15 protein-coding genes and 2 pseudogenes are annotated in these 20,876 nt (G+C 56.4%); 10 read left to right on the plus strand and 7 right to left on the minus strand.

What is annotated here, in order from left to right:
* The 10 genes and pseudogenes from lsrB to ACFHWW_RS18560 all read left to right on the plus strand — a co-directional run bounded on the left by lsrB (window position 1) and on the right by ACFHWW_RS18560 (window position 10,808).
* Window positions 1–1,032, plus strand: coding sequence for an autoinducer 2 ABC transporter substrate-binding protein LsrB (lsrB, locus tag ACFHWW_RS18515; RefSeq protein WP_379939913.1), 1,032 nt, complete (start codon window positions 1–3; stop codon window positions 1,030–1,032).
* A gap of 65 nt (window positions 1,033–1,097) precedes the next feature.
* Window positions 1,098–2,348, plus strand: a complete 1,251-nt coding sequence (locus ACFHWW_RS18520; protein WP_379939915.1) for a class II aldolase/adducin family protein — start codon at window positions 1,098–1,100, stop codon at window positions 2,346–2,348.
* A gap of 609 nt (window positions 2,349–2,957) precedes the next feature.
* Window positions 2,958–3,987 (plus strand): annotated as a pseudogene (locus tag ACFHWW_RS18525) (IS110 family transposase).
* Window positions 3,988–4,749: 762 nt separating this feature from the next.
* Entirely contained in the window at window positions 4,750–5,667 is a 918-nt protein-coding gene (locus ACFHWW_RS18530; RefSeq protein WP_379940247.1) for a nucleotidyltransferase and HEPN domain-containing protein, read from the plus strand.
* An 87-nt stretch (window positions 5,668–5,754) separates the two neighbouring features.
* Window positions 5,755–7,053 carry a capsular polysaccharide biosynthesis protein gene (locus ACFHWW_RS18535; RefSeq protein ID WP_379939917.1) on the plus strand — a complete coding sequence of 433 codons (1,299 nt, stop codon included), beginning with the start codon at window positions 5,755–5,757 and terminating at the stop codon, window positions 7,051–7,053.
* 547 nt (window positions 7,054–7,600) lie between these two features.
* Window positions 7,601–7,933 (plus strand): hypothetical protein, encoded by a 333-nt coding sequence (locus ACFHWW_RS18540; protein WP_379939919.1) that lies wholly within the window; start codon window positions 7,601–7,603, stop codon window positions 7,931–7,933.
* 6 nt (window positions 7,934–7,939) lie between these two features.
* Window positions 7,940–8,044, plus strand: a pseudogene (locus ACFHWW_RS18545) (capsular polysaccharide biosynthesis protein); the annotation flags it as partial.
* 8 nt (window positions 8,045–8,052) lie between these two features.
* Window positions 8,053–8,823: an ABC transporter permease gene (locus ACFHWW_RS18550; protein WP_379939921.1), complete on the plus strand. Its 771-nt coding sequence runs from the start codon at window positions 8,053–8,055 to the stop codon at window positions 8,821–8,823.
* The gene (locus ACFHWW_RS18555; protein ID WP_379939923.1) at window positions 8,820–9,479 is read left to right on the plus strand and encodes an ABC transporter ATP-binding protein; all 660 of its coding nucleotides are present in this window, start codon (window positions 8,820–8,822) and stop codon (window positions 9,477–9,479) included. The genes ACFHWW_RS18550 and ACFHWW_RS18555 overlap by 4 nt, the downstream gene beginning before the upstream one ends.
* A complete protein-coding gene (locus ACFHWW_RS18560) occupies window positions 9,480–10,808 on the plus strand; it encodes an RkpR, polysaccharide export protein (protein ID WP_379939925.1) in 1,329 nt (442 codons plus the stop codon).
* Between the two features lie 88 nt (window positions 10,809–10,896).
* On the opposite strand, the gene pseI is transcribed toward ACFHWW_RS18560, so the two are convergent.
* The 7 genes from pseI to ACFHWW_RS18595 all read right to left on the minus strand — a co-directional run bounded on the left by pseI (window position 10,897) and on the right by ACFHWW_RS18595 (window position 20,874).
* Complete coding sequence (pseI, locus tag ACFHWW_RS18565) at window positions 10,897–11,955, minus strand: pseudaminic acid synthase (RefSeq protein ID WP_379939927.1); 1,059 nt, start codon at window positions 11,953–11,955, stop codon at window positions 10,897–10,899.
* A 2-nt stretch (window positions 11,956–11,957) separates the two neighbouring features.
* Window positions 11,958–12,515 (minus strand): UDP-4-amino-4,6-dideoxy-N-acetyl-beta-L-altrosamine N-acetyltransferase, encoded by a 558-nt coding sequence (pseH, locus tag ACFHWW_RS18570; protein WP_379939929.1) that lies wholly within the window; start codon window positions 12,513–12,515, stop codon window positions 11,958–11,960.
* 16 nt (window positions 12,516–12,531) lie between these two features.
* Window positions 12,532–13,665, minus strand: coding sequence for a UDP-2,4-diacetamido-2,4,6-trideoxy-beta-L-altropyranose hydrolase (gene pseG, locus ACFHWW_RS18575; protein ID WP_379939931.1), 1,134 nt, complete (start codon window positions 13,663–13,665; stop codon window positions 12,532–12,534).
* Complete coding sequence (gene pseF / locus ACFHWW_RS18580; RefSeq protein WP_379939933.1) at window positions 13,640–14,344, minus strand: pseudaminic acid cytidylyltransferase; 705 nt, start codon at window positions 14,342–14,344, stop codon at window positions 13,640–13,642. The genes pseG and pseF overlap by 26 nt, the downstream gene beginning before the upstream one ends.
* Window positions 14,341–15,501 carry a UDP-4-amino-4,6-dideoxy-N-acetyl-beta-L-altrosamine transaminase gene (gene pseC / locus ACFHWW_RS18585; protein ID WP_379939935.1) on the minus strand — a complete coding sequence of 387 codons (1,161 nt, stop codon included), beginning with the start codon at window positions 15,499–15,501 and terminating at the stop codon, window positions 14,341–14,343. Before pseC ends, pseF begins: the two co-directional genes overlap by 4 nt.
* A 3-nt stretch (window positions 15,502–15,504) precedes the next feature.
* A complete protein-coding gene (gene pseB, locus ACFHWW_RS18590; RefSeq protein ID WP_379939937.1) occupies window positions 15,505–16,503 on the minus strand; it encodes a UDP-N-acetylglucosamine 4,6-dehydratase (inverting) in 999 nt (332 codons plus the stop codon).
* A gap of 372 nt (window positions 16,504–16,875) precedes the next feature.
* Entirely contained in the window at window positions 16,876–20,874 is a 3,999-nt protein-coding gene (locus ACFHWW_RS18595; protein WP_379939939.1) for a lipopolysaccharide-processing protein, read from the minus strand.
* Window positions 20,875–20,876: the final 2 nt, after the last annotated feature.

Raw genomic sequence — 20,876 nt, forward strand, 5'->3', positions numbered from 1 at the left:
ATGATCAAGACCATCATGAAATTAAGCGCCCTCGCCGCGACGCTTTTGGCCGGCACCATGCTCGCCTCGGGCGCTGCGCATGCGGAAAACCAGATCGCCTTCATCCCCAAGCTGGTGGGTGTCGGCTTCTTCACCTCCGGCGGCGCCGGCGCGGTGAAGGCGGGGGAGGAAGTCGGCGCGAAGGTCACCTATGACGGCCCGACGGAACCGAGCGTTTCCGGGCAGGTCCAGTTCATCAACAATTTCGTCAACCAGGGCTACAACGCGCTTATCGTTTCCTCCGTCTCTCCGGATGGCCTGTGCCCAGCGCTGAAGCGCGCCATGGAACGCGGCGTGCTCGTCATGACCTGGGACAGCGACGTCAACCCGGATTGCCGCAGCTATTACATCAATCAAGGCACGCCTGACCAGCTTGGCGGCCTTCTGGTCGACATGGCGGCCGAGGGCGTGACGAAGGAAACGGCCAAGGTCGCCTTCTTCTACTCGAGCCCGACAGTGACCGACCAGAACGCCTGGGCGGAAGCCGCCAAGGCGAAGATCGCCAAGGAGCATCCGGGCTGGGAAATCGTTACCACGCAGTACGGCTACAACGACGCTCAGAAATCGCTGCAGACGGCCGAAAGCATCCTGCAGACCTATCCTGACCTTGACGCGATCATTGCGCCCGATGCCAACGCCCTGCCGGCAGCCGCGCAGGCGGCGGAAAACTTGAAGCGCGCCGAGGGCGTCACTATCGTCGGTTTCTCCACTCCAAACGTCATGCGGCCCTATATCGAGCGCGGCACGATCCAGCGCTTCGGCCTTTGGGACGTCACGCAGCAGGGCAAGATCTCGGTCTTCGTTGCCGATCACGTCCTGAAGAACGGGCCGATGAAGGTCGGCGAGAAGCTGGAGATCCCCGGCATCGGTACCGTCGAAGTCTCAGCCAACAAGGTACAGGGCTACGACTATGAAGCCGATGGCAACGGTATCATCTTGCTGCCGGAGCGCACCGTTTTCACCAAGGAAAACATTGGCAACTTCGACTTCTAAGCACGCACAAGCGGCGGGCGGCTCCGGCTTCCCGCCGACCTTAATTCATAGACAGGACAATTCGCATGGAAAGCCGCTGGAACGACGAGGACGCAGCACGTTTTGTGGAGGCAGCACGCGCCGCGGGACAGACCGAGGCACTCGGCCTGCGTATCTACACCTCCCGTATCATCGGCGGCGACCCGGACCTGGTGCTGCACGGCGGCGGCAACACGTCGGTCAAGGTAAGGTCTGACGAGAGCGAAGAGCTCATGCACATTAAGGGCAGCGGCTGGGACCTCGACACGATCGAGGCAGCGGGCCTGCCCGCCGTGCGCCTTGCGCCGCTGCTCGAAGCCCGCAATACCCCGAAGCTCTCAGACCCTGACATGGTCTTACTGCTGCGTGCCAGCCTGATCGAGAAGGACGCGCCGAACCCGTCCGTCGAAGCGCTGCTGCACGCCTTCTTGCCCTTCGATTACGTCGACCACACGCATGCAACGGCGGTCCTGGCGCTCGCCGACCAACCGAACATGCGCGACACCGTTCGCCGCGTCTATGGCGATCGCCTCGCCTATGTGCCCTATGTGATGCCCGGCTTCGATCTTTCCATTGCGGCCGACCGGATCTATCGCAACCATCCGGGTTGCGAGGGCCTATGGCTGGAAAATCACGGCCTCTTCACCTTCGCAAACGATGCCCGTGTTTCCTATGAGCTGATGATCGAATTCGTAACTCTGGCGGAGCAGGAACTCGCCCGTGCCGGCGTGGCGTTGTCGGGCCCCCAGCCCACTGACGGCGAGGCAGACGCGGCGCTTGCCGCGCGGCTGGAAAAAGCACTGATGCGGGAAGGGTCGCCTTTCGCAAAGGGTGTCTTCCTCGATTACCGTTCGACCGAAGCGATCCGCGAACTCACATCGAAGCCGAATGTTGAGGCGATCAGTCTGCGCGGCACACTGACGCCCGACCACGTAATTCGCATCAAGCCCTGGCCGATCATCATCGGGGCCGATGCTGATGAACCTGCAATCGAGAGCGCATTAGCCGCCTATGCGGACCGCTACAGAGCCTACTTTGAGCGAAGCGCGACCCGCGCCAACGAGCAGATACGGATACTCGACGTCTATCCACGCGTCGTTCTGGTGCTTGGGAAAGGCATGTTCGCACTCGGCGCGAATGCCAAGACGGCCAAAATCGGCGGAGATCTTTGCGAACAGGCTGCGCGAGCAATCAACGCCGCGGAAGCGTATGGCTGCTTCACTCCGATCAGCGAGGCAGATCTCTTCGACATGGAGTACTGGTCGCTTGAACAGGCTAAGTTGAAAATAGCGGGATAGCATGTGGCCGCACAATACGTCCGGCCAAAAGTGGCAAGATTAATGTTCTCGGCTTCCCCGAAGAGGAATCGACTGCTTCCTCCCTGGAGCACCGATCGCTTGCTTTGACCCATACGAGGTAATGGCCTCCGAACCAATTTGGTGGTTGGACCTCCGTCATCGAAGTCCGGGTCCAATCTCGGCACCGATCAGACCGACGTGGCGGGAGCCAAGAATCGAGAACCTGCGTGTTGCTCGCTGGGAGAAGTCACCGCCTATCTTGCCTCATACAGCCTGGCGCGGAACGACGAAACCGAGCTCCAACCTGTTTTCGAAAGCAGTGAACGTGTCCCTCCCCGCAGCACCGAGATGACCTGGAATGCAGCAGCTGGCCCGCCAGGGCCATGGCAAGTGAAATGAGCGTACCAGGCGCAGACGCTTCAGCGTCGAAGCCAGTTCGCGCGCAACTTGACCGGGTAACAGGGCAGCCGCAGGAGGCTTAGCATAGATGGGGTAATCGGCTTCGTGCCCCACCTTCGCCGACCGGAAGGGAGGTGCTGCGCTCCAAGCTGATGATAGAACGTGGTCTGTGTGAAACAGCCACAAGCATCAGAAAGAGGAAGCGCAGCCATGAAACATTACGCCGGCCTCGACGTCTCTGTCAAAGAAACCAGCGTTTGTATTGCCGATGCGAGCGGCGAGATCTGCTGGGAGAAAAAGGTAGTGTCTCACCCGGAGGACTTGGTTGCCATTTTGAGTGATCCCGCGCTCAACTTGGAACGGGTGGGCTCGAGGCCGGGCCAATGTCGCAATGGCTGTTCGAAGGACTGGCCAAGGCCGGGCTTCCGGTATTCTGCATCGAGACGCGCCACACGAAGGCCTTCCTGAAGGCTTCGCAAACGAACAAGAGTGACCGCAACGACGCGCGCGGCATTGCGCAGATGATGCGGGTCGGTCTTTTCAAGAACGTGCACGTGAAGACGCTCACCAGCCAGAAACGCCGTGCTCTGTTGACGGCTCGCTCGCTGTTACAGGAACAAGCGATCGCTCTTGAGAACGATATGCGCGGGCTGCTGCGCAATTTCGGGCTGAAGGTCGGCGTAGTCTGCCGGGGTACCTTTGAGGCGAAGATACGCGAACTCATTGAGGCGGACCCCGACCTGGCGGACATCATGGAGCCGTTGCTCGCTGGACGGCGTAAGCTGCGCGAAGAATTCGCCAAATCCACGAGGCGAAGCGTGATCAAGTTTGCAAGCGGTTGATGACGGTGCCCGGGGTCGGGCCGGTTGTCTCGCTCGCCTATGTTTCGACGATCGACATTCCCAGCCGGTTCCGCCATTCGCGGGCGGTGGGAGCCGTACTGGGGCTCACCCCAGTGCTCAACCAGTCCGGCGAAAGCAAACGGATCGGTCACGTCTCCTTATGCGGCGATGCCATGATGCGAGCGCTTCTGTACGAGGCGGCGCAGACGATGTTGACGCGTTTGGTGAAATGGTGCTGGCTAAAAGCATGGGCAATGAGCATTGCCAGGCGACATGGCAGAAAGAAAGCCAACGTTGCATTGGCACGCAGGCTTGCGGTCGTGATGCATCGGATGTGGGTGGACGGCTCAGAATTCCGCTGGACGCGGGAGGCAATGGCCGGCGCCATGCCCGCGTAGAGTAGTCAGTTCTCAGGGCAATCGATGTAAGAGAAATTCAAAGTTCCGCTTCGCGGCGGAAGACGTCCTTCGCGGACGATGGTGATGTGAGTTCGTGCGCGGCGCTATACCGATGATGACACGTCATCAGGATGCAGCATAGATTGGACCACAGCATCTACTGAACCCCATGGTGGGAGGGCTGAAGCCGATCCCGGAGAGAAGCACGGGCCGCGAAGAAACGTCGAACGCCGCACCAAGTGGAAAGCTCGAAAAGCCCTTGACCTCGACCCGCCGATTAGAGAAGCGCCGCCCGACGGGCGGAAGCCGGGACCGACTGCGCCCGGCAGGTTGCTCCGCTTGGCGGCCAAGTCCACCCCTCGTCTAGGATGCACTAACAACCTTGCAACATCTGTGATGACCGTAGGGGCCGAGGTTCGTTCCTACTTGATCAAGACGCGATGACGATCCGGCGATCGTCACGCTTCTGAGCTTCAGTTCGGGGGCGCCAAGATGCGTCCATTCGGCGCAATGCCCGAGGCTGAATTGACAGTTTCGGGCCCCTTTCCCTCATAAGGAGACCTCCGAGAACAGCATCGCTTAACACCGCAAACCGCCAGCGGCTACATTCAGCCTCTCGCGCGACGGCCGCCGCAGATCGCCGGGTATCGCGCGATCAACAGGAATTTACGGGTATGCACAAGACCGACTGCGATCTACCATGGCAGTGATTCAGTCAGTGGTTTCAAGGGAATGGCCGAAGAGAAAAACGCGCAGTCGTCAATGAGATCGAGCCTTGAGCACCTGCCGGAGAAGAAGCAGCGGGAGCTCGCTCGTATCGTCGAAGTCATTCACGAGGAATTCGAAGACGCGCTGAAGGGCGGGACGAGCGATTTCAAGAAACGCGGTCGTGTTCTCAAAATCATTCTGTATGGCTCTTACGCCCGCGGTACTTGGGTCGACGAACCGCACACGAGGAAGGGCTACAAATCCGATTACGATCTTTTGGTTGTGGTCAACGATCGGCGGCTGACGGATTTTGCTGCCTACTGGTCAAAGGCTGAGGACCGGCTGATGCATTTGTCGGACGTTCGGACGCCGGTGAGCCTCATTGTCCATTCGCGTCGGGAGGTGAATACGGCCTTGTACGAAGGGCAACCCTTCTTCGTTGACATCCGCCGCGATGGCGTCGTGATCTACGAGTTGGACGACGCGCCACTCGCAGAGCCCAAGCCACAAACGCCAACCGAGGCCTACCGACTAGCCAAAGAGCATTTCGAGGATCGGCTGCCTCATGCCAGGGTATTTATAAAAACGGCCGCCTTTTGCGTCGGCGAGAATGATTTGAAGGAGGCGGCCTTCCTGCTACATCAATCGATTGAACAAGCCTATGCCGCTCTACTGCTTGTTTTGACGAACTATAGCCCTGCTTCCCATAATCTGAAGCATTTGCGCGGCCTCGCAGACGGGCAAGACCGACGCATTGCAGAGGTATGGCCTCGCGATCATCAGCGCCATATTGGGTGGTTCAACATTCTAAACGAGGCCTATGTAAAAGCACGCTATTCGAAGCATTTCGAGATAAGCGAGGAGGCGCTTAGCTGGCTGCTCGAGCGAACCGAACACCTCCTCCGCCTTGTCGAGATGATTTGCACGGAACGACTCGGAGAGCTTGAACGGGCGACCGTCCGAGACCAATAATTTGTGACAATCAATAAGCGCTTGAGACTGGCGGATCGACCGCAGGGTGTGTAGATAGCAGTCTGCTTTTTCGGATCCAAGGCGCCGATGGCGGTAACGCGACGACAAAGGGAAGACTTCGCAACTATTCCCTCCGCTCCCGCACCGGAGCCGGTGACGACCTTTGCCGTCCAGATCGTGGAATGGAAGAGAGAGCCTTTCGAACGATATTTCCCCGACAGACACTTCCGCTTCCTTCCGATGAATGTCGGCGAACGCGAATTCGAGCGCGTCTGGAAGCCGCGGATCCTGGCCGAGAAGGACGCCGAAATTCTCGCTTGGGGGCCGGAGCTGCCGGGCCCAGTGGAGGCTCTGGCAAAAGCGCGGAACATTCCCGTCACCTTCATTGAGGACGGTTTCCTTCGCTCGGCCCGCCCAAGCGCCAGCCGCACGCCTCCCCTCTCCCTGGCGCTCGACGGCCGGGCGCTTTATTTCGATTGCCGGCATGCCTCCGACCTTGAAGTGCTGCTGAAGACCTACGACTTCGAAGCGGATGCGGCGCTGATGGAGCGCGCGCGCGCCGGCATCGCGCTTCTCACCGAAAGCGGCATCAGCAAATACAATGGCGCGCGCCGGCGCACGGCCGAGGAGGTCTATGGCGAGAAGACGCGCAAGCGGGTGCTGGTCGTCGGCCAGGTGGAGGACGATGCTTCGATCCGCTACGGCTATCTCAGCCGCATGACCAACAATGATCTGGTGCGGCTCGCGGCTTCAGAGCAAGCGGACGCCCAGATCCTCTACAAGCCGCATCCGGACGTGCTGAGCCGCGCCCGCCCTGCAAGGTCAGACCCCGCCGAAGTGGCGCATCTTTGCGAGGTCGTGACCGAGAGCCTGCCGCTCGCCGAGGCACTGCGCACCGTCGACCACGTCTATACGATCACCTCGCTTGCGGGCTTTGAGGCGCTCCTTCGCGGCATCCCGGTCACGACCGCCGGCTGTCCCTTCTATTCCGGATGGGGCCTGACGGACGACCGCCAGCCGAACCCGCGGCGCGGCCGGCACTTGAGCATCGAAGCGCTTTTCGCCGGCGCCTATCTGCTTTATCCTCGCTACTTCGATCCCGAGACTGGAGCGCAAACCTCATTCGAAGCGACCGTGACCGCGATCAGAAGACAGCTCGACGAGCCGCAGGGCCTTGGCCCGCGCCGACCGCAATGGCGCGCCTGGGGCCCTTACGGCCTTCTCGGCTGGCGTCATCTGCTGACCGCCTTCGTGACGCCGGCGATCCGCAGGATCGGCAGTGACCGCGATGTCGAAGACTTCAGGTCCGACCCGATCCGCTTCTTCCGCACCCTTTCCGAGCGGAAATACCGGATCATCGGCCGCATACTCTATCCGTTCGGGTGACTGACATGGGCTATCTCACCACCCATTTCCGCGTTGTCGGTGCGTTCAGCATGTCCGCAGGCGCCGCTCGTCGCGTCGCGTACTTGGCCACTGCAGACCCGTGATCCCCACTACGGTCGTCGGCCCGGGCTTCAATATTCTACTTAAATCGTTGAACGCCGAGACGTGCCAGCAGAATTGCGACTGGTCGAAGAAGGCTATACAGCCGTTAACCTTCTGAGTTCCCTTGCCGCCATCTCCCATTGCTATGGTATTCAGTTTTAAGCTGCCCATAAGCGCCGAAATGCGCCCCGTCGGTGGAACGGCGGCACTCATCCTTACGTCCGGCGTGGGGCAAGTTCGGTCTGATGCTTCGAAACTTTACTTCAGCACTGGCATCAGACTTCCCGGCACTGTGCACCCAAGACCATGTGCCCACTTGGAGACGATACGTCGGCTGTTTGAGTCTTGCACGAGGACTCGCGCCAGACACGTGCTGGGACCTTATAGGGTATTGCAATCGAAGGGCCCGGTCCGCTAGACCATCGCTGGAAGGACGGATACAATCATGGAGACACAAGCCCGCATGGAGCAGGAGAACGAAAGTCATCGAAAGCAGCCCGCCAACTGCAGGAAGAATGATGCTCTTTTATCTCTGGACACTCTTTCTGATTCCGAATGCTCGGCGCTGCTGTGGCTCATGCGTCGGGGAAACCGGCACTTTATCGAACGATCAGAGGAAATTCGCGGATTGCTGAGGAAGAACATTGTGTTTCCGATAGATGACAACCATGAGATTTATATGGTTCGCGGAAACATTTGGGCCGCGAAGGAGCAGTATATGAATGCTCACGAGGATAAGCGAACGCCAGAACTGTTCCCTTGGCCCAACCGTTTCTAATCTTGGAGTGGCCGCGATGTCGAAGATTTCAGGGCCGAGCCGATTCGCTTCTTCAACAGCCACTCCGACGGGAAGCTCCGCATCATCGGTCACATCCCTTATCCGCTCGGTTGCCTGACATGGGCTATCTCATCACCCATTTCCGCGTTGTCGGCGCCCTTCTGGTTCGAGAAATGGCGACGCGATTCGGCTCGAAGCCCGGCGGCTATGTCTGGGCGCTGCTCGATCCGGCGGCCCACATCCTGCTGATGACGGTCATCTTCCAGGCGATTGCCCGCGCGCCGGCGCTCGGCACCAGCTTCATGCTCTTCTTCGCGACCGGCTATATCGCTTTCCAGTTCTACCAGGCGATGACGGGCTATCTGAACGCCGCGGTGAAAGCCAACAAGGCACTGCTCAGCTACCCCAATGTCGCGCCGATCGACACCATCGTCGCCCGCTTTGTCCTGCAGATGGGCACGACCTCGCTGGTCGCGTTCATCGTGCTCGGCACGATCGTCGCCACCATGCGGGTCGACACGAACATCCACTGGCCCTCAATCCTGGAAGCGGTCGCCATGGCCTGCCTCTTCGGCCTGGGCGTTGCCCTGGTCAATTGCGTGCTCTTCCTGAAATACCCGCTCTACGAGCACGTTTTCACCATCGTCAACCGGCCGCTCTTCCTGATATCAGGCGTCTTCTTCCTGCCCGATTCGATCCCCGCGCCCTATCGCGATCTCGTGCTCATCAATCCGCTCGTTCACATCATCATGGGCTTCCGTCAGGGTTTCTATCCGGAATACCGGGCGATCGGGCTCGACATGGACTATCTCTACGGAATCGCATTTCTGACATGGTTTGCCGGAATGCTGCTCTTCACGCTCTCCAGAAAGACGCTGAGAAACGAATGATCCGGTTCGAGCAGGCGACAAAATATGCCCGCACCAAGGGCATCAAGAAGCCGATCATCCAGGATGCTTCGCTGACGCTCAATCGCGGCAAGAGCGTCGGCCTGCTCGGCCGCAACGGTGCCGGAAAGTCTACGTTGTTGCGCCTGATCGCCGGCGCCATCAAGCTTGACAAGGGCCGGATCATCCGACGCGGCAAAATCTCCTGGCCGCTCGGATTTCAGGGCAGCTTTCAACCGACGATGACAGGAGAACAGAATGTCCGCTTTGTTGCACGAATCTATGGCGTGGAAACCGAGCGGCTAATCGCCTATGTGGAGGACTTTGCCGAGCTCGGCCCCTTCTTCAAGGCGCCCGTTGGGACCTATTCTTCCGGCATGAAGGCGCGCCTCGCCTTCGGCTTGAGCATGGGCGTCAACTTCGACTATTATCTCGTAGACGAAATCACCGCTGTTGGTGATACAAATTTTAAGAAAAAATGCCAGGCTGTCTTTGAGACCAAGCTGCAGGAATCAGACATTATCATGGTTTCGCACAGCACCAGCACGATCCGCGAATATTGCGATTGCGGCGTGGTGCTGGAAAAAGGCAAGATGACCTATTATGAGAATGTCGAAGACGCGATCCGCGCGCACGACAAGAATATGAAGGAAGGCTAAATGGCGGCAAGCAAGGACGCGGCAGTGAACAAGCCTGACCCCGCGCAGGCCGCCGACAAGCAGAAGACTGCCAAGGCAACGGCCAAAAGCAAAGGCATTGCTGTCCTTGAGGGGCTGCTCGGTAAGGAAAGCGCGCCGGTTATTCCGCTGCCGGGACGGAAAGTCGAACCACCCAAGAAGGCCGGCTGGCAGCCGAAATGGCTAAAGAAGCTGCGGTGGCGCCACGCCATTATCGGCGCATCTTTCCTGGGACTCGTGGCCGTGCCCGCGACACTCGCCTCGCTCTACATGGCCTTCATCGCCGCCGACCAGTATCACAGCACGGCCTCCTTCGCCGTACGAAGCATCGAGGGCGGCGCTTCGAGCGACATTCTCGGCATGTTCACGCAGGCCTCGGGCGGAAGCACGGTTTCGGACAGCTATATCCTCATGGATTATATCCTGAGCGAGCGGATGGCCGCGGATGCGGACAGGCGGTTCAAGCTTGAGGACGTCTACGCCACCCGCGGGCTCGACTACTTCTATGGCATCGGCTCCGATTTGCCGATTGAGGACAAGCTTGCCTATTGGCGCGATATGGTGAAGGTCAGCTTCGACCATGCCTCCGGCATCATGCAGGTGACCGTCAAGGCCTTCGAGCCGAAGCAGGCGCAGGAGATCACGCAATTCATCGTCGACCAGAGCGACAATCTCGTGAACAGCCTTTCGCTTTCGGCGCGCAACGACGTTTTGCGCGCCGCGCAGGACGAGGTGCTCGCCGGCGAAGCGCGGCTTTCCAAGGCACGCGCGGGGCTGCGCGACTACCGCGACAAATCGCAGGAAATCAGCCCGGAGGAAGGCGCGAAGCTCGCGGTTCAGCTGATCGGCGGCTTGGAAGCAGAATTGACGAAGCTCAACGCCGACCTCGCAACCGCCAAGAGCCAGATGAGCGATGACACGCCGCGCATCCGCGTGCTCAAGACCCGCATCGAAAGCCTGGAACAGCAGCTTGCAGTGGAGCGCCAGCGGCTGGGCGCGGGTGAAAGTGCATCGGCCGCGAGTGACCCCAACTCGCCCGACGTTGCCGGCCGTATCGCCGAGTTCGAGGAACTGGAGACGGAGCGCGAGTTCGCCGAGCGCGCCTACACTGCGGCCCTGGGTTCTCTCGAAAAGGCCCGTATCGACGCGAACAACCGTCAGCGCTATCTCGCGCTGTTTATCGAGCCGACGCTTTCACAGATGGCTCAGTATCCGAGTCGCCTGCTGAATGCCTTTCTCCTAACGCTTGGGTTGCTCTTTGCCTGGGGGATTGGCGTGATGGGCTACTATAATATTCGGGACAGAGCATAGCCTGAATACCGCTTGCAAGCCGTCTCTGGCTCGAATCGTGATCACCCCCACGCAAACCGTTGCACAGGGGTGATCGATTGGTATCCGGTTATAGTTCTACCGCAAAGGCATCCTTGGTTACGGGTGTGTTAATTTGGACGTCTCTTCGTAGTACCTTGCCCAGCACTCGATCAAGAAACTTGGGCGCCAGTCCAAATCCGGGTCTTACGCTTCTGACGGCGTCTGGCGTCACGATGTCACCGGCCTTGAGAGACTTTACGAAGTAAAGGGATCGCCGGAACTTAACGTTGCCTGTTTCACTCGATTTGTGGCCGTAATCAACGTTTCCGAGAGCTTCCCACGCAGTCTTTGCATCGCGGCAAAGTGCTGCGAACTCCTGTGGCTCAAGTGAGAAGCTATCATCCGGTCCGCCACCACTCCTGTCCAGCGTGAAGTGCTTTTCAATCAGAGAACCTCCGAGGGCGACGCTTGCAATGGCCGTGGTATTATCCAGCGTGTGATCCGAAAGACCCGTCGCCAATCCGAAGCGCTCGATCATGTCAGGGATCGTCCGCAAGTTGTAGTCTCTGGCCGGTGCCGGGTAGCCGCTCACGCAGTGAAGTATTGCCAAATCTTTGCACCCGCCACCGCGCGCGGCGTCGATCGCTTCCGCGATTTCTTCATCGTCGGCCATGCCGGTGGAGATAATCATTGGTTTCCCGGTGCCCGCCGCGTAACGAATCAGCGGAAGGTCTACCGCCTCAAAAGAGGCAATCTTGTAGGCCGGTGCATTCAAATCCTCCAGCAAATCAACCGCAGTGTTGTCAAAGGGGGAACTGAAGATGGTGATGCCAGTTTTACGGGCGTGCTCGAACAAAGGCGCATGCCATTCCCAAGGCATATAGGCCTCGCTGTAGAGTTGGTAGAGCGTCTTTCCGCCCCAAAGACCGCCCTGAATGCGAAACTCGTCCGCATCACTGTCCAAAGTTATCGTATCCGGCCGGTAAGTCTGGAGTTTTACCGCGTCCGCTCCTGCTTCTTTCGCTCGATCGATCAACGACAGCGCGGTTTCAATTCGACCGTTGTGGTTAGCGGACATTTCGGCGATAACATACGGCGGGAAATCAGATCCGATCTCCCTCCCGGCGATTTTGATAACTCTGGTCAATTTTACTCTCCTCTAGGTACAGGAATGCTGGCAAGCATGTCGGTGCGCCTGTCTGTCCATTCGCGCGCCAAGATGCCGAGGCGGTGTATGTCGTAGAACCGACCGTCGCGCTGATAGTGTTGGCGAAAAATACCTTCTTCCACGAACCCGAACTTCTTGTGAAGTTTAATAACACCTGTATTGAAGTCCAAAACTTCACAGGAGAGCTTGCGCAGCTTCAGGTCTAAGAATGCATGATCCAGGGCAAGGAATTCCATCCGGGAGCCGGTCCCCCTCTCAGCATCCGGGGATGCATAGAAAGCCCAACTCGCGTTTTCATTCTGCCTATCTATATCGTTGAAAGATACGACGCCCATGGGAGCATGGCGGTATTCGTAGATGAAATATTGATTATCGCTAGCCGTCTTCGTTCTTTCCCACCATCGCTGATGTTCCTCCTCCGAGATTTCATGGCAGGTATACATCTTCTCCCTTACTGCCGGAATATTGCGCCACGTTCTCATCATTGTCTGATCGTCATCAGTGGCTGCTCGGAGACGGCCATAAGTACTGTTCGTCATTCTCAGGAACCTCGCACTAGATACGACAACATAGGCGATCCGTAATCGCTCTCACCACTTCAAGACCGCCTTTGCCATCGCAGATGGTCGCCGCTCGTTCAGACATCGCTTCGAGCGCTGTCTTGTTTCCAACAAGGCTCTCAACGACGCCTCTGAAGACGGGGATGAAATCGGGGCCGAGTTCAACGAGCTTCGCTGCACCTTCAATGTCGAGTATTCGCGCGACACTGCGTTGATTCTCCGCGAGAATCATTAGAATTGTAGGCACGCCAAGCGCGCACCGCTCCCAAGATGTGCTGCCGGCTGCACCAATCGCAAGGTCCGCATCTGACATCAAAGACGCCATGTCATCAACATTAAGGACGACATCGGCCTTCCATGGTAGCTGAGTGGCCATTTCGCGGACGGATTTCGCCCATGGTGCGTGTTGCCCCATAACGATCGTGATTTCCATATCTGGAGGTAGCGTGCATCGTTCGAGAGCATCCAGCACCCGCCGGGTGACATTGTCCTTGTCTATGCCGCCGAGGGTTACCAGCAGCCGCCTTGGGGGGGAGGCACTTCGACGCCGAGCAAGGCTATACGGCCGCTTAAGCGCAAATTCAGGGCGAAGGAGCGCGAACGAGGCCCCGATGAGCATTTCGCAGTTCGCGGGTACCAACAATATATAGTCGTTCGCGGTTCTGCCTAGGTTCTGATCCAGCAACAGGTCACAATCATGCTCGCGATCTGCCAAATCATCGAGCACCATGAGCCGTCCGCAGAACGGTCGCATAGAGCGCTCCCATTGGGAATCGAGCGCATAATGGTCCACGATGAGCAAGTCCAGACGTGCATCACCAATCGCCGCCGCAGTCTCGCATGCATCAGTCTGCCAGTCTGCGCCGAGCCAATGCGTATGGCCAACGTATGCCGTTTCCGCTCTGTCTCCCACTTCTCGGGGTAGCTCGATCACCGCAAAGCCCCTCTGACGAATGAGATCCGTTAAATTCCCCGGATGGGCACGACAAACAAAACGGCATAGGAACCCAGCGTCGGCCAACATACGAGCGAGCGTAAGGCAACGCATAACATGCCCTGTGCCGATCTGGATCGACGCATCGGTTCGAAATAGGACGCTGTATCTACGAGGTGGTGGCATCAAACTCATTTAAGGCCTTGAACATCAGCTCTGCCCGCAACCAGTCGTCAGGCGTGTCAATGTCCTGAACGCGATAGCGGGGCAGAACGAGGGCAGTAGCTGAGAGCGAGAAAACCGGTTTCCCCGACAGCCAAGCTTCAGAGCGGCCCCAATAGAACTGCCCAGCGTCATGATAGGCTTCCTCAAGATCCTGCGAGCGAATGCCGAACTGGTCAGGCATGAGCATTTCCACGCGCCGCTCAGGCGTCAACCGGATGGCACGCTGTATTGGAAATGCATAACTCGTCGCGGAAAAGACAAACTCAGCTCCGCTTTCCTCAAGGAGGTCGCACCCCTTCGCTATGTCATCTGCTCGGAGGAAGGGAGCAGTCGCATAAATACAGCAGACTCGGCCCGGCATTCTGTCGTTTTGCGCGATCCATCGTATCGCATGGCGGATCACATCGCTCGTCCCTGTATAATCATCAGCCAATTCGGCAGGCCGAAGGAACGGAACTTCGCCCCCGAGTTGACGCACAGTCTCGGCGATCTCTACATCGTCAGTGGACACTATGATGCGATCAAAGCGGTCGCTTTCAATCGCCGCGCGGATAGACCAATCGATCATCGGCCTTCCGGCGAACTGCTTGATATTCTTACGAGGTATTCTCTTGCTACCACCTCGTGCTGGAATAATGGCGAGATTCACGTTGCCAATTCCGCAGTGAGCGCCGCCACAACTTGGTCCTGTTGCGCTTCAGTCATTGTCGGGTATAGCGGCAGTGTGATCGCCTCCTCGTAATACCGTTCCGCTTCAGGATAGTCGCCCTTTCGGAAGCCCATTTTCGAATAATAGGGCTGCGTATGAACGGGAATGTAGTGCAGGTTCACGCCAATGCCCTGCGCACGGAGGCCCTCGAACACCGCTCGGCGAGGTTTAGAAACCTTCGTAAGCTCCAGCCGAACCACATAAAGGTGCAGGCCGGAATAGCTGTCAGGGTGCTGCCATGGCGTCACCACGGGGAGTTCGACAAGCGACTCATCATATCGCCGGGCCAGCGCATGACGCCTTGCGACATATTCGTCGAGGCGAACCATCTGACTCAGGCCCAAAGCCGCTTGCATATCAGTCAAGCGGTAGTTGTATCCAAGGTCCACCTGCTGATAATACCACGGGCCGTCCGGTTCATGGGTCATTGCTGCCGGATCTCGTGTGATTCCATGGCTGCGAAATAACGCCATTCTCTCCGCAAGCTCTGGCTTGTTGGTCAAAGCCGCGCCGCCTTCCGCAGTGGTGACGATCTTCACCGGGTGAAAGCTGAAGACGGTGACATCACTGTAGCGGCAGTTACCGATGGGTTCGCCCCGATACTTGCCACCAATAGCGTGTGACGCGTCCTCGATTATCCTGAAGCCGAATCGCTCCCCAAGCTCATGGAATTTTGCAATATCGCACGGCTGACCAGTGAGATGCACGAGCACTACGATCTTGGGAAGAGTTCCACCGCGTTCGGCATTGACTAGCTTGCGCTCTAGTGCAGCGGGGCAAAGATTGTACGTTCGCGGATCCACGTCAACGAAGTCAACCTTGGCTCCGCAGTAGAGGGCACAATTGGCAGACGCCACGAACGTCAATGGCGAAGTCCATAACCAGTCTCCTGGACCGAGCCCCATCGCCAAGCAAGCCATATGAAGTGCCGATGTTGCACTGTTTGCCGCTAATGCAAACTTTGCACCCGTGTAATCGACAAGGGCGTTCTCAAAGCGAGGCACCGCTGGCCCTTGCGTAAGAAAATCGGAACGGAGCACCTCTGCAACCGCATCGATGTCCGCTTGCGTGATATCCTGACGACCATACGGGATCATGTCTCAGACGCTTCCAATCTTTTCTGCGTTCGCAGCAACCCAGGCTTGCAGCTCCGCTGAGGTCATCCACGCAGTGTTGTTGTCGCTGGTATAGCTGAACCCGGGCGGTACCCTTTTACCGTTCTTGATGCGTGCCTCAGATGAGGTCCAATTGTGAATGGCTGGAAGGATCTTGAAGTGCTCTTCATACTCGTAGGTGTGGAAAGAGTCCTCTTCGCCGATCATCTGTTCATGGAGCTTCTCCCCGGGCCTAATGCCGACCATTTCAAGCTCCGCTTCCGGCGCGATCGTGCGGGCGAGTTCGGTAACCTTCATTGAAGGGATTTTCTTCACGTAAATCTCCCCTCCCTCCATGTCATCGAACGCATGCCAAACAAGCTCGACGCCCTGTTCGAGCGAGATCATGAAGCGCGTCATGCGTTCATCAGTAATCGGCAAGACACCCTTGTCCTTAATGGACAGAAAGAAGGGGATAACCGACCCACGCGAACCCATGACATTTCCGTACCGCACGACGGCGAACCGAGTGTCGTGTCCACCGGCATAGGAGTTTCCGGCTACAAACAGCTTATCTGACGCAAGTTTCGTCGCACCGTAAAGATTGATCGGACTGCTCGCCTTGTCGGTAGACAGCGCAACGACGCGTTTGACCTTTTTATCGATGCACGCATCGATAAGATTCATAGCACCATTGATGTTCGTCTTGACGCATTCGAACGGATTGTATTCCGCCGTCGGCACGATCTTGGTTGCAGCCGCATGTACGACGTAATCCACCCCGTCGAGGGCCCGATACAAGCGTTCACGGTCGCGCACATCGCCAATGAAAAAGCGGACGCGCGAGTCGTCAGCGTATTTCTTGGCCATCTCCCACTGCTTCATCTCATCCCGCGAGTATATGATGATCTTTGCAGGGTTATACTTTTCAAGCGTCATCGGGACAAAGGCGTTGCCAAACGAACCCGTGCCGCCGGTAACAAGTATGGTGCCGCCAGAAATCATTATCGTCTCCTTCAATCTTTCTACGTAGCTGAGTTACCAGCATGCTCGCCTACATTGGAAATCATTCCCGGCAAGCCTCCAACAATTCTTGCACATGCAATGTGCAAGCGACCTAGCGGTTCTCGGTTCTGGCGCAGGTGGCGCACGTCTTCAATAGACTGTCTCCGATCTTTGAGGCCTCGAAAGCGCATGTTGCGATGAGGGGCGTCTCGGGCGGATCACAACACAGCGATATCGCCCCTCTACGGGCGAACGAGAGATGGACATAGCTTCGAACCACTCTGAGAATCTCCAGGACTAATAATGGGAGGAGCCACCGCTGACAAGCGAGCCGGCGAAGGAACGCTGCATAATGCCGGCAGTTGGAACCGGTCAGGTGAAGAATTTGTCAGCGAGGCGACTGATGTGAGCATCGCCCTGCGTCAGGAGCCGGTCGATCTCATCCATGTGCCAAAAAGGGACACCTACAGGATCGTTTGTGACCGGCCTATGGGAGTATTTGAACGGTACGCAAACTTCCTCCGTACCCATATATTTTAACAGCAGAGCTGCCCGTTCCATCTTCTCAGGGCCAGGCCGTTCCCAGTCATTGGAGCAAATGATCTTCTCATAATCGCTACGAGAATTCGGGTAGATTAATTCCACGGGGTAATCGTGCTTGCCGAAGTGACTGGCCATGACAACTGGAATTCCTTGCGCGCACAATTCAAGCGAGGAAGTACCGTTCCAAAGAACAGCCAGATCTAGATACTTTATGAGATCTTGATTGTTGAAGCCCGTATGGGGTAGGATAAGCACATTTTCAGGTATACTCATACCTTTGATCAAGTCGAGCCAATATTCATTTAGATCTCGAGCAATCTCCGGTCGCAACTCATGAGGGTGTGGCTTTAACACAATTAGATTGGATGTCTCACTTGCAATTGTGACGGTATGCCGCAGCCAATCAGCAATGTTCTCGTGGCCTGGTCCTCCATCGAAAGGAACAGCCATGTCGCAAAGGATCTTTCCATAGACTCCTATGATCTTGCGCCCAGACAGTTTTGCTTCGCGCAGACGAGCTTCATAAGGAGATTCCGATAGCTCAGCCGTTCGGCCCACGCGATTATAGTTCAGGATACGGTCGATTTCATCTCGGTATATGTCGTATAATCCGTCCTGCATCAACCAGTCCTCGAACAGGTCAGGCCTTGCCAAAAACGGCAGTCTGTAAAGAGGGTATTTGGTCAGGTTCTCAAGGCACACCGTGCTGGCGACCTTGCTTTTCAGATTACTGTAATAGTTCTCATAGGCTGGCCCCATATGGATAAAGCCGACATCATATTGAGGAGCATGATGTAGAGCAAATGAGCGATAAACAGAAAACGGAGCAGAATGCGACCCCGCATTTATAAACCGAACTGGCATGCCTCTGGACATTACCTCTCGCTCGATCGACTTGCACGCCGTCAGCGCTTTGTCACATCTTATCAGATAGTAGCGGAACCACCTAAATATCCACGGATCATTTATGTCAAAATTGAACGCACGGAACTTCTGCGTCATTATTTCAAAAATCGCCTGGTAGAAATTGATCCCATCAGCAATTATTTTGCGACCGGACCAGTCGATCATCCATTCATTTTCCAGCCCATCTGATATGTCGAGATCAGTGTGAATCACTCGTTCGATCATACCTGCGTGTTTGTCTATCCACGCAATACCTGTCGGTTCATTTCTGAGCATTCCCTCGTCCAATTGAACTACCGCGTATCCTCGACGCTTCAGTTCTAGGAGAACCGGCACCACCATGGATATTGTGTTCAAACACCCGAATGACCCAAGGAAAACCACCCCCTTGGGCAATCTTGGCTGAGCTACAGCCTCTAATATGTTCGATGCCTGTGACAGGAAGTTTACTCGAGCAAGCTCCTCTCGTATTGCCGCCAACTCTCTCTTGGGCGGACCATTTCCGGCAGCAAGCGCTACGGAAGCCGCGTGGTTCAGCCAAGCTGATGCCTTTTCCAACTCTCCATTGTTCGCAAGGATGGTCGCAATCTTCCGCCTATAGCTGTTCTTTTTGTATTTCCTGAGAAGAGATGCCGCCACCGCTTCTGCAGAAGCGTAGTTCCGTTCATAGGTGTAGCAGTTGGAAATTAAGTGCAGATAGAATTCCTCAGGCAGTTTCTCCTTTTGGCCACTCAGGAACGTTCGGGCGCCTGCATAATCGCGAGCTCTTACGAGCATATTAAAATAATCACTGGTAGTCTTTTTGTATAAGGGCAGATCCGACTTAGAAACGGCTCCGGACTGTTCGATCGTCATCTTTTTATAGGTCGATATACCGGCCCCGTCGCCTACTGTTATAGCCATCTGCAGTAGGTGCATTCCCACAGAACCTGGGATATTCTTACCACTGCTGCCATAATGCGAGGTCACCTTAGCGGCGGTGTTCCTGTATATGTGTACAGCCAGATGCCTTTTACCTTGGACAGCTAGCTCCGGTCGCTTCGAAGCCTTGAAAAGCGACGCAACGATGACCTGGGAAGTCTTTGCCAATTTCACGATATCATCTGCATCGAGACTACCTAATAGGTCTTCGGAAAGCCATCGCATCTGGTCTAACATCCGGAAATGCGAAAGATGGTCAAATATCTGCGGCAATATCACCGGAAACTTATCATCATGTCGCAACCAATGGAGATTGAGCTCGAGGAAGGACCATAGCGGCATCCCGTCGACCGGTTTCCGCCCAAACCTCCCCTGCTCAGCACGAACGAATTCGTAGGCTTCCAACAGGAACATGAGATCCGTGCCGGAGACAGTTTCCGGCAATGTTTTCACTTTCCGATTCAGAACCTGCTCGGCATCATCGAACTTACCAATGAGCGTCAGGCAAGCAGCCAAATCGGCGGCATCGTCCAACACGAAATTCTGCGGGTCGATATCTTTTAAGCGCTCGAGCGCCTGCGATGGCTCACCCGCGCGGGCGATGCTTCCGAGCTTCCAGAAGACTCCGCGATTGCCATTGCCGTCAAGAGCGCGCCCTACTAGGTAGTCGATCACCTTCGCGCTGTTGAGCAAAGGGTCGGCCAGCATGTCAAATAAGCCGCTCTGCCCTTCCGCAAATAAAGCTGTCTCGTCCAGAAGATAGGGGTTCTTCTGAAGCGCATCGATAAGCCGAGCGCAAAGTTCGCCACTGATTGCACGATGATCGAAATGACTTGCTATCTTTTCGGCAAGCCCGCGGGGCGTTCCATGTGTCTCCAGCACCAAGGCCAGGATTGCATGCTCGATTTCAGCTGATGTGCCGAGGCTGCCCACGCAATAGCTCGGATATAAAATATATGCAGCTGCAAAAAGCTCTTGTAGGGTCCTGGTTTTCCGACGCCTAGAAATTTCTTGTCGGTCATCAGTGAGTCCCCAGCCTGCGTAAAATGGCGCACCAAAAACGGTTACCGCTTTTCCGCGCAACAAACTTTCGAAACCGACAAGTGACGTAATGGTATAGACGTGATCGACTGATGCGAGCAAATCGTGCAGATCGTAAGCACCCTCAATAATTGTGCAAATATCTGCGACGTCTTTAGGATTAGAAAGCGCCGCCCTGTGTCCCCCCAATACGTCTGGATGGGGCTTATAGATAATCTCCGCGTCAGGGTTTTCATTACGTGCGGCCCGCACAATATCGTTGTTGTTATATCTAGTCTTGCTTCCATATATGATCGAAGCATCATCTTCGACTTGCCCGACGACCAATACCCGTCGCCGTTCCGTTGCGGGAAGCTGCTTCAGCTTCACATTTTTGTGAAGATTGTATTTTGTTAACCCAAACTCCGAGATCATCGAGATGCATTGATTTGCGCGCTCAAGGATGCAATCGCGGTGCGCCGGCTCGAATTCCGAAATCAAGCATTCCAAGTCTGACGGGCGTGTACTATCAAAATACATTCCTTTCTGATCGATTGCGAGTGATAACGGGTGGACATGCTCGGCACCCAGTCCAATTGATCGAAGGAAGCCATCTTCCATTCTCCACACGGGAATTGAATGCTTCCTGGCGTATTTAATCGCGGGCCGCTTGCTATACATGCCCCAGAATATGAAACTCTTGGGCTGATGTTGCTCAAGGCACTCTTGCAATTTTCGCCACGGTGTACTTTTGCGAGCGAATGCGACCCGATAGGACGATAAAAATTCCGCGACTGGTTCACGCTTCCAGGGATTGTAGCCAAAAAGGATCACGATAGGCTTACTGGCGCCATCTTCGAGCCATGCCTTACCGACCACGTGAAAGGCTTCAAAACCTTCAATCCGCAGCTCCGGCACGGCAGCGTTCGTCGTTTTTTTAGGCCCGCGGTGCCTGTCCTTAGCAATGCCTAGCCTTTTCATTG

It is taken from the genome of Sinorhizobium sp. P24N7, from assembly GCF_042436655.1.
Taxonomy (GTDB): Bacteria; Pseudomonadota; Alphaproteobacteria; order Rhizobiales; family Rhizobiaceae; genus Sinorhizobium; species Sinorhizobium meliloti_A.

Coding starts and splice junctions, on each gene's coding strand:
- lsrB (WP_379939913.1), top strand. CDS start 1: ATGATCAAGACCATCATGAAATTAAGCGCCCTCGCCGCGACGCTTTTG.
- ACFHWW_RS18555 (WP_379939923.1), top strand. CDS start 8,820: ATGATCCGGTTCGAGCAGGCGACAAAATATGCCCGCACCAAGGGCATC.
- ACFHWW_RS18520 (WP_379939915.1), top strand. CDS start 1,098: ATGGAAAGCCGCTGGAACGACGAGGACGCAGCACGTTTTGTGGAGGCA.
- ACFHWW_RS18595 (WP_379939939.1), bottom strand. CDS start 20,874: ATGAAAAGGCTAGGCATTGCTAAGGACAGGCACCGCGGGCCTAAAAAA.
- ACFHWW_RS18550 (WP_379939921.1), top strand. CDS start 8,053: ATGGGCTATCTCATCACCCATTTCCGCGTTGTCGGCGCCCTTCTGGTT.
- ACFHWW_RS18560 (WP_379939925.1), top strand. CDS start 9,480: ATGGCGGCAAGCAAGGACGCGGCAGTGAACAAGCCTGACCCCGCGCAG.
- pseB (WP_379939937.1), bottom strand. CDS start 16,503: ATGATTTCTGGCGGCACCATACTTGTTACCGGCGGCACGGGTTCGTTT.
- pseC (WP_379939935.1), bottom strand. CDS start 15,501: ATGATCCCGTATGGTCGTCAGGATATCACGCAAGCGGACATCGATGCG.
- pseH (WP_379939929.1), bottom strand. CDS start 12,515: ATGACGAACAGTACTTATGGCCGTCTCCGAGCAGCCACTGATGACGAT.
- ACFHWW_RS18540 (WP_379939919.1), top strand. CDS start 7,601: ATGGAGACACAAGCCCGCATGGAGCAGGAGAACGAAAGTCATCGAAAG.
- ACFHWW_RS18530 (WP_379940247.1), top strand. CDS start 4,750: ATGAGATCGAGCCTTGAGCACCTGCCGGAGAAGAAGCAGCGGGAGCTC.
- pseG (WP_379939931.1), bottom strand. CDS start 13,665: ATGAGTTTGATGCCACCACCTCGTAGATACAGCGTCCTATTTCGAACC.
- ACFHWW_RS18535 (WP_379939917.1), top strand. CDS start 5,755: ATGGCGGTAACGCGACGACAAAGGGAAGACTTCGCAACTATTCCCTCC.